5 protein-coding genes are annotated in these 7,401 nt (G+C 38.8%); 2 read left to right on the top strand and 3 right to left on the bottom strand.

Features of this window, described 5'->3' with window-relative positions; all coding sequences use genetic code 11:
• Positions 1-480 precede the first annotated feature (480 nt).
• Entirely contained in the window at positions 481-1,035 is a 555-nt protein-coding gene (locus tag I8748_RS24955) for a DNA starvation/stress protection protein DpsA (RefSeq protein WP_198127217.1), read from the bottom strand.
• Between the two features lie 705 nt (positions 1,036-1,740).
• Here I8748_RS24955 and I8748_RS24950 point away from each other — a divergent pair.
• Together I8748_RS24950 and I8748_RS24945 are read left to right on the top strand one after the other, a co-directional pair.
• The gene (locus I8748_RS24950; protein ID WP_198127216.1) at positions 1,741-1,989 is read left to right on the top strand and encodes an Asr1405/Asl0597 family protein; all 249 of its coding nucleotides are present in this window, start codon (positions 1,741-1,743) and stop codon (positions 1,987-1,989) included.
• 79 nt (positions 1,990-2,068) lie between these two features.
• On the top strand, positions 2,069-2,737 hold the full coding sequence (locus tag I8748_RS24945) for a (2Fe-2S) ferredoxin domain-containing protein (RefSeq protein WP_198127215.1): 669 nt from the start codon (positions 2,069-2,071) through the stop codon (positions 2,735-2,737).
• A 140-nt stretch (positions 2,738-2,877) separates the two neighbouring features.
• On the opposite strand, the gene I8748_RS24940 is transcribed toward I8748_RS24945, so the two are convergent.
• Both I8748_RS24940 and I8748_RS24935 read right to left on the bottom strand, forming a co-directional pair.
• Positions 2,878-3,756, bottom strand: a complete 879-nt coding sequence (locus I8748_RS24940; protein ID WP_198127214.1) for an IS982 family transposase — start codon at positions 3,754-3,756, stop codon at positions 2,878-2,880.
• A 129-nt stretch (positions 3,757-3,885) separates the two neighbouring features.
• On the bottom strand, positions 3,886-7,017 hold the full coding sequence (locus I8748_RS24935; protein WP_198127213.1) for a pentapeptide repeat-containing protein: 3,132 nt from the start codon (positions 7,015-7,017) through the stop codon (positions 3,886-3,888).
• Between the last annotated feature and the right edge of the window lie 384 nt (positions 7,018-7,401).

The raw sequence follows: 7,401 nt of genomic DNA, 5'->3' as shown, positions 1-7,401 counted from the left end.
GCTTCGGGGCCCCTGGAGGGGTTGGGGGGCAATGGAGAGATGAGGGAGACAAAAAGAATAACTTTTAACTAACTCCAGCCTCCTGCCTTGCAACAACTGACAACTGACCACTGACAACTAACTATCTCTTTTTTTGAAAGGTTTTAGTTCAAAGATTTCTCAAGAAATAACTTTCAGGAGTTTTACAATGTTTGTAGTGAAATTTATGATTTTTAAAATGATTATCTATTTTTTCAAGTAAATATCACTAATAATTAACTGTGAATAGAATAGCTTAAATAAAAATATTTCTTAACAAGCTAATTGCCAATAATTTTTATTATTGATTTTGTTATGAATATTACATATTGTGAGGTTTTGTATACTTAGATAAAGAATGGCAGAGAGCGTATGATCTCTCTGCCATTCTTTATCTTTTTTTAAGACTTAGTGCTGTCAATTTTTTTCAGTCTACTCAAGTTTAACCGAAATCAGAAGGTATTAGTTCTGAGCAGGTTGAACAAAGCCCAAGGTTAAACTATCCTTAGCTAGGAAGTGAGCCAAATGGTAGGCTCTTTCTTCAGTCTTTAACAGAATTTTTTCGTACAAATAGCGTGTGCCACGGTCGCCCAAACTTTCTGCCTGAGCAGCTTGGCGACGAATCACGTTAATAATAGCTTGTTCTGCTGCTAGGTCATTTTCTACCATCTTGCGGGCAGAAAATACACCATCGGGTTCTGGCTCAAAACAGGTTAATTCCGCTAATTTACTAAAGCTAGCGGCTGGCACACCGCCTAGTCCGTTCAAGCGTTCGCCAATTTCATGCACGTGGTCTTGAACTTCTTCGTAGCTTTCGTTAAAAAATTGATGTAGTGAGTAAAACTCTGCACCCTCAACTACAAAATGGTGTTTTTGGTACTGCAAGTACAGTGCTTGAAAACTAGCTAAGACTACGTTAAATCCTTCTGTCACTGGAGCAGTAACACTGCGATCCAGTAATACAGGATTGTCATAAACCTGACCAAAATTTTGTAACAAAGTGTGTGTATCAGCCATGTTCTCCTCGCTTTTTAGCAGTTATACTTTTTAACTGCTTAGTCTCTACATATTAACATTTTAAAAATAAATGCAAGCCCCATCAGTATCATAAAAATTTGAAAATTTTTGTCGTTAAAAGTGCAAACATTTATTCTTGAGAAATTTTTGTTATATCCATCACTTAGTAGATGACAATTATTTTCCTAGAAAAAGGAAAGACAAAAGGATAGGATTTTTGTTTTCCTATATACAGAAGCTACTTTTGCCAAAACAGGACTCACGTTTGTTTACGTGAGTTCGACAAGTGCTGTTTTGACCTCTCCCCCAGCCCCTCTCCTTGCAGGAGAGGGGAGTAAAACCCTTATTTTTCGTTACTCCTCCCTTGCCTTTTAGGCGAGGGAGGTCGGGAGGGAGAGGTTCATCGAACTCACGTAAACAATAGGCGAAACTCTTATTTTCAGGTAGCAGTGATTAATGAATCGTCGCTACAAGCTGTAGTGTCGCGTGAGTCCTGAGAGTATTGCTCTAACCCCTGTTTCTCTCAAAGCTCTTTGAAAACAGGGAATTGTTACAAATTTTTTATGTTTTTTTGGTGTAGTAACTGAGAATTGTTTGCACTTAAGGTATCCTAATAAGAGAGGCTGTATTCCCAAAAGGGCTAAATATCAGGGAGTAAAAGCACGGTAGTTAATGCAAGTTTGTTGCACTTTGGGGGCTAGTTTCTTGAAATCGTTCAGTTCACAAATAGAAAGCAAGCACACTGTAGAGGTCAATTGGGCAGATCGTTGGCAAGTATATCAACGCCTACAGGAACTAGACATTCCTTGTTGGTGTGAGACTAACCAACCATTGCAAGTTGAAATTGGCAATCCCACGGCAGTTGTTCAATTTTGGAACGTGATGCGGCGATTGACAGCCTCTCGTCAAGACTTGATTGGGAATCTTGAACATTGTTGGCGTAGTCGTAACTAACAGTTTCCAAAGGTCGCTGTTTCAAACTTCTCAGTTAATGTCTTAGGGATACTTACTTAAAAAAATTAGGTTAAACAACATGAGTGCATACTACAGTACAGAAATCTCGGAATTTTGCCTTGAAGGAAGGTTTATCGATTTCGTGATTAAAGATGGCTATAAGCTAAAAGGCTTGTTGTTAGCGACTGCTGAGGGTGAATGCTACGTTAAACTAGCTAAACATTTAAGGGCGACTTTTGACTGGAGGTTACCACGAGGTACTTGGTTACAAGTTGTTGGTGAAAAAAAGCACGAACTGAAAAACGATAAGATTACATTTAAAGCTGAGCGTGTGATGGCAGCGCGAAGCGAGATGGCGAGAGTTCAGGCTGCCACTGCATTACAAGAGCCTCCAGCTGTTGATAGCGCCAAGACAAAACCAGTCAAGACCAAAGCCACAATTTTGGTGTGTCAAAAGTCTGATTGTATGAAACGTGGTGGTAACGGCCTTTGTCAGGCATTGGAGGCAAGTTTAAGCGATCGCGGTTTGGAAGACCAAGTTACTATCAAAGGTACTGGCTGCATGAAAAACTGCAAAGCTGGCCCTAATTTGGTAATGCCAGATAAAACCCGCTACAGCCGTATTAGTGCGGCACAAGTCCCTGCACTCATGGATAAGCATTTTGCACAGAAGAATCAGGAACAACTTCCACAAAATACTAGTCAAGTAGAAATATCTATACCAAGCTTTGCTGATGCTGCTGGCTGAGTCTCAATTATATTAATGAGAAAGTTTAATAATAAATGTTTTTGTTCTCCTCAAGAGCTATTAGACCTTTTGCAAATTTTTAGCAAAAGGTCTGTTCTTTAAGAAGATGTCTTTTAAGTCTAATTTAACCTGAGTTCGGGTTAAGCAGTTTGAGATAAAAGCCAGTCCATTTGAAGACTGGGTTTCTTAGGTTGATGGCAATAAGCAATTAATCCGCACAGAACATTAACGCAAAAATTTACGGGGCTTCGGTGTCTAGAATGCTCAATCTGAGAAATATTTTGAAGTTGGTCGTTAATGGTTTCAATAATGGAGCGTTTACGAGATAAAAGCTTGTCATGAAGAAGCATTAACTTGTTTTTCATGTTGCGACGGGGCTTGGCAAAAAATTGAATGCCGAAGTCTTCTAAAAGTTGATCAGCTAGTTTCTGAGAAACATAACCGCGATCGCCGAAAATTTTGCCAAACAACTCACTCAGCAAATTAGGTACTGGTTGACGGTCATCAATGTTACCAGGAGTCAGGGTCACATTTAACAGTTGCCCAAGCTCATTGACGACTATATGAAGTTTAAAACCAAAAAACCAATCCACAGAAGTTTTACCACGTGCAGCTAAACCCTGAAACACCTGATGCTGAGAAATCCGACGATTATGGCAAACTTTGAGACTCGTTGAATCCATAAAACCGATACCAGTACACTTGCCTAAGCAATGCTTGAGATAGACGCATAAAGGTATTAAAGTTGATGGTATCCATTCAATAAATCGTTGATAACTTGGTAGCTCGGGAAACGCATTACTCCATTGTTGTTTGACTTGATTCAAATAAAAATATTTGAAATTGCGGTAGTGTGTCTGATGGAAGGCCACGAGAATCGTGATTATCTCGCTCAAACATAGACTTCTTTTGCGGTTACGTCTGATTCCTCCATTACTCAACAGCTTTTTGCGCCATTGCACCTCAAATAGCTGACAGAAATCGTCTACATGGCAGAATAATGCTTCTAAACTAAACATAGGGCAGGTTGCTGGATTTGTCGTTATTTTCAGCTTACTACCTGCTCCTTTCCTTATCCCGAACTCAGGTTAATTTAATACTGACCCTAGCGACTAGAAGTCGCACGCCACATGCTACCCTGCTGCAAGCTACTCTGATGCTGGTTGCTCATTGGAGTCTGAAGGCGAATTTTGTTCTGAGTCTGCTAAATCTTCACTCCCAAAATTTGTGGGTAAAAGTTTTGGCCATTCAAGATGCGCTCCTTTAAGACTTGCCCGTTCAAGACGCGCCCCTTCAAGATCTGCTCCCTCAAAATGTGCCCCTTGAAGATCCGCTCTATCAAAATTCACCCATCTAAGATTGGCTCCTTCAAGATGTACTCCTTTAAGATTTGCCCCTTGAAGATGCGCTCCTTGAAGATGCGCTCCTTGAAGATGCGCTCCTTCAAGATACACCCATTTGAGATTTGCTCCTTTAAGATTTGCCCCTTCAAGATGCGCTCTTTCAAGATGCGCTCCTTCAAGATATGCAAATCCAAGATCCGCCCCTTCAAGATGCGCTCCTTCAAGATGTACTCCTTCAAGATATGCAAGTTTAAGATCTGCCTTTTGAAGATGCGCTCCTTCAAGATTTGCCCTTCGGAAATTCTGCTTTTCTAGATGTGCTTCTTTAAGATGCGTCCATTTAAGATTCGCACTTTCAAAAATTGCGCCTTTGAGATTCACGCCCTCAAGATTTGCACCCTCAAGATTTGCGCCTTCAAAATGTGCCCATTCAAGATTCGCTCCTTCAAAATGTGCCCATTCAAGAATGGTTCTTTGAAGCTTTGCATCTTGAAGATTCGTCCCTTCAAAATGCGCTCCCAAAAGATCTTGAGATATAAGAATGCAGTTTTTTAAATCTAAAAAACTTAAGTAATCTAAGCAAGAAACATCACTATAAACTGTTGTTCTTTGCCCACGTAGCCAATAAATCCAATCTCCGAAATCTTTAGAAGGTTTATCTTCAGAAGAATTACCTTGAATATTTGAAACAGACTTTGTGACTCTAGCGCAAGTATTTAAGACAGCTAATAATGCTTCTTCTGCATTACGTGATTGCCGTTTTTCTTCTTGAAAAGAATCCCGTTTTAATTCTTCCATGGGCATTCCATATCGCAACACAATACTAATAAGATTAGATATACTTTGCTGCCCATTGATTACATCCTCTGACTTTTGTAAACGTATTTCATCAACAATATAGTTAAAAAGGTATTTGTCAATAGCAGACTTACCACACAGCATTGCCCAATACTTTAAGGCTTCTTTTTTATCCCATCCTTCACGTTCATATGGGTTATTTTCACGCTTGTACAACTGTTTATGAATAAAATCTACTTCTCGCACAATGCGCCTTGCTGTCAAATACTCACCAAAACTCTTGTGAGTAAATTCAAAGGTTTTTTCCTGGTTTTTAACTCCATCACTTTCACGGAAATAAAAGGCAGTCAAAAGACGAGTTGCGCCTAATTCTGCACCTTCTTGAAACTTCTCTAGTAGTCTTGTTAGTCCACTATTATCGCAATAAGCTTTAATCTCTTTAACTGTTGTCGTTCGTCCATCTCCGTGCCAGGAAGCTAAAGCAATTTCTTCGAGGATGCGAACAAAGTCTTCTTTTTTAACTTCTCGAATCGCCTGATGTTGATAACCAGCCCAATCCCGCTCATAAACTGCGGTGAGTAAATTTGCATAAATTGCATTCAGATTCCCGTCTTTAGGAAATGTTTTATGCTTGTCAATACTCAATGCTACTAAGTAATTCAGCAGGGGTTGGGCAGTAATTTCTGTAAGATTATCTTTATCTAGATCTGGTGGTAAAGAATCATAACCTCGTCCACTAACATTACCGTACTTCTGCCACCAAATCTGCCGTTGATCTTGCTGCAAAAAGTTTTGTTGGTCGATGTAATTCTTCCTATCACGCTCAACTACAAAATAAGGCAGGATATGCAAGATTTGCTGTGGTTTGCGAAAGTCACTACTATTAGCCTGTACTACTAGTTCTCTACCACTGATTAATACTTGTAATCGAGTTTGATGTAGATTAAAACGATTAACTTCATCTTTGACTAAACGGACAAAATTTTGAGCAGCTTCTGCGGCAATTTTACCTTGCATAGTCAGCTCGTCCAAGCCATCAAAGATAATTAGTAAAGGTGAATCAGTCTCTTGTTCTTTTAAAGGATTGTGGCTAACAAAACCATCAAATCGAACAAACTCACCAATTGCATCAACGAAATCAGCTGAGAGTTTAAAGTGATGCAAAGGAATAAATAAAACAGTAATTTTACCTTTTTCTGCTTGGTTAGCTGCAAAGATTTTGGCAAAGGAGGATTTACCACTTCCTGGCCCACCACTAATTACTCGAATGGCATCATTGCGATCGCCTTTCTCTAACCAAGCTTCCAGTTCAGTTTCTAAGTCAACAACAATTTTCTGATATTCTTTATTTTCTCCTTGCCGGGGTTTAGATTCTTCTTCTTTTCCATCATCATTTTTTTGCTGATAGTAAGCTTTTAAAGGAACATAAACCTGTTTGAGACCAAAGGCTTCTAAAAACATTGGTTCTTCTACTTGTTTTTGCAGCCAAGCTGAATATCGTTGCCATGATAGTTGTCGTTTAATTTCTCGTTCAGCAGCTTCATTAACAGGATTATCTAGCTGTTTTTTTAAACGGACATATTTATCTGGATGTTTTGCTAACTCTGTATATAAAGCATATGTAAACTCGATAGGAAGCTGATTACTAATAGCTTCTGCGTTTGATTTATCAAGATTAAGAGCTTGCAACCACTCAGCAAAGGGGGTTTTGATTTCTTGAATAATAGGAAAGTCTTTAGGACGTTTAAAAAAATCGCTGTAAATAGTTATGTCTGGTTCTTCCAGTTTTTCTAAAGACTGGTTGAGGCGATGTTTAGAAATTATCTCAAGTTCATTTTCGTCTACATTCTTATCTTTGTTTGCTTGCCGCAGTAATTTTTTGTTTTTTTCTACCAAGCTACGCATTGCCAGAGTCAGAGAATTAAAAATTAGCCCATAGGCTATTTGACCAGGTTCTTCTCCTAACCCAATTGCTGCACTGATATCTACAATATTTTCTGGTATGTTCCCTAAATTACCAGTAGCGGCATTAGCAGCAGCTTTTGCTATTCCTATGACTGCGTTTCGTGTATCAATATCAGGTTTTTTAGTTAATTTTTTTTCTGAGTTAGTAATAACGATTCCTGGTCTGCTGCTCATAGGTGTTGACATACGCTAGTATATATACGGTGTTACTTTATTTAAACAACACGCAATTCTGTTATTTGAGAAAGTCACCAGTAAATTTAATAACTTCTAAGAAAGAAAATTTTAATTGAGCCTTTAAGGTTCAACATTGAGTGCTTTGGTGATTAGAAATGGAAGCTACACAGGCAAAACCTGCCTCCGCAGGTGACAAAGATTTTCTCATTGTGAATGAGAAAGGTGTATAAAATTGTTATACCACTATAAAAAATGTGCGTATTAACGAGTTGATGACTGATGCGATCAGCTATTATAAACTTTTTTTTCAAGGCAGGCTATCACCAAGACACTAATACCATTTCTTTGTGAGGCTGCGCCAAACCCTTTTAACTTCTTCTT

The sequence above is a fragment of the Amazonocrinis nigriterrae CENA67 genome, from assembly GCF_016056305.1.
Taxonomy (GTDB): domain Bacteria; phylum Cyanobacteriota; class Cyanobacteriia; order Cyanobacteriales; family Nostocaceae; genus Amazonocrinis; species Amazonocrinis nigriterrae.
Note: the sequence above shows the minus strand (reverse complement) of the source record. Positions and strands in the feature narration are given on the sequence as shown.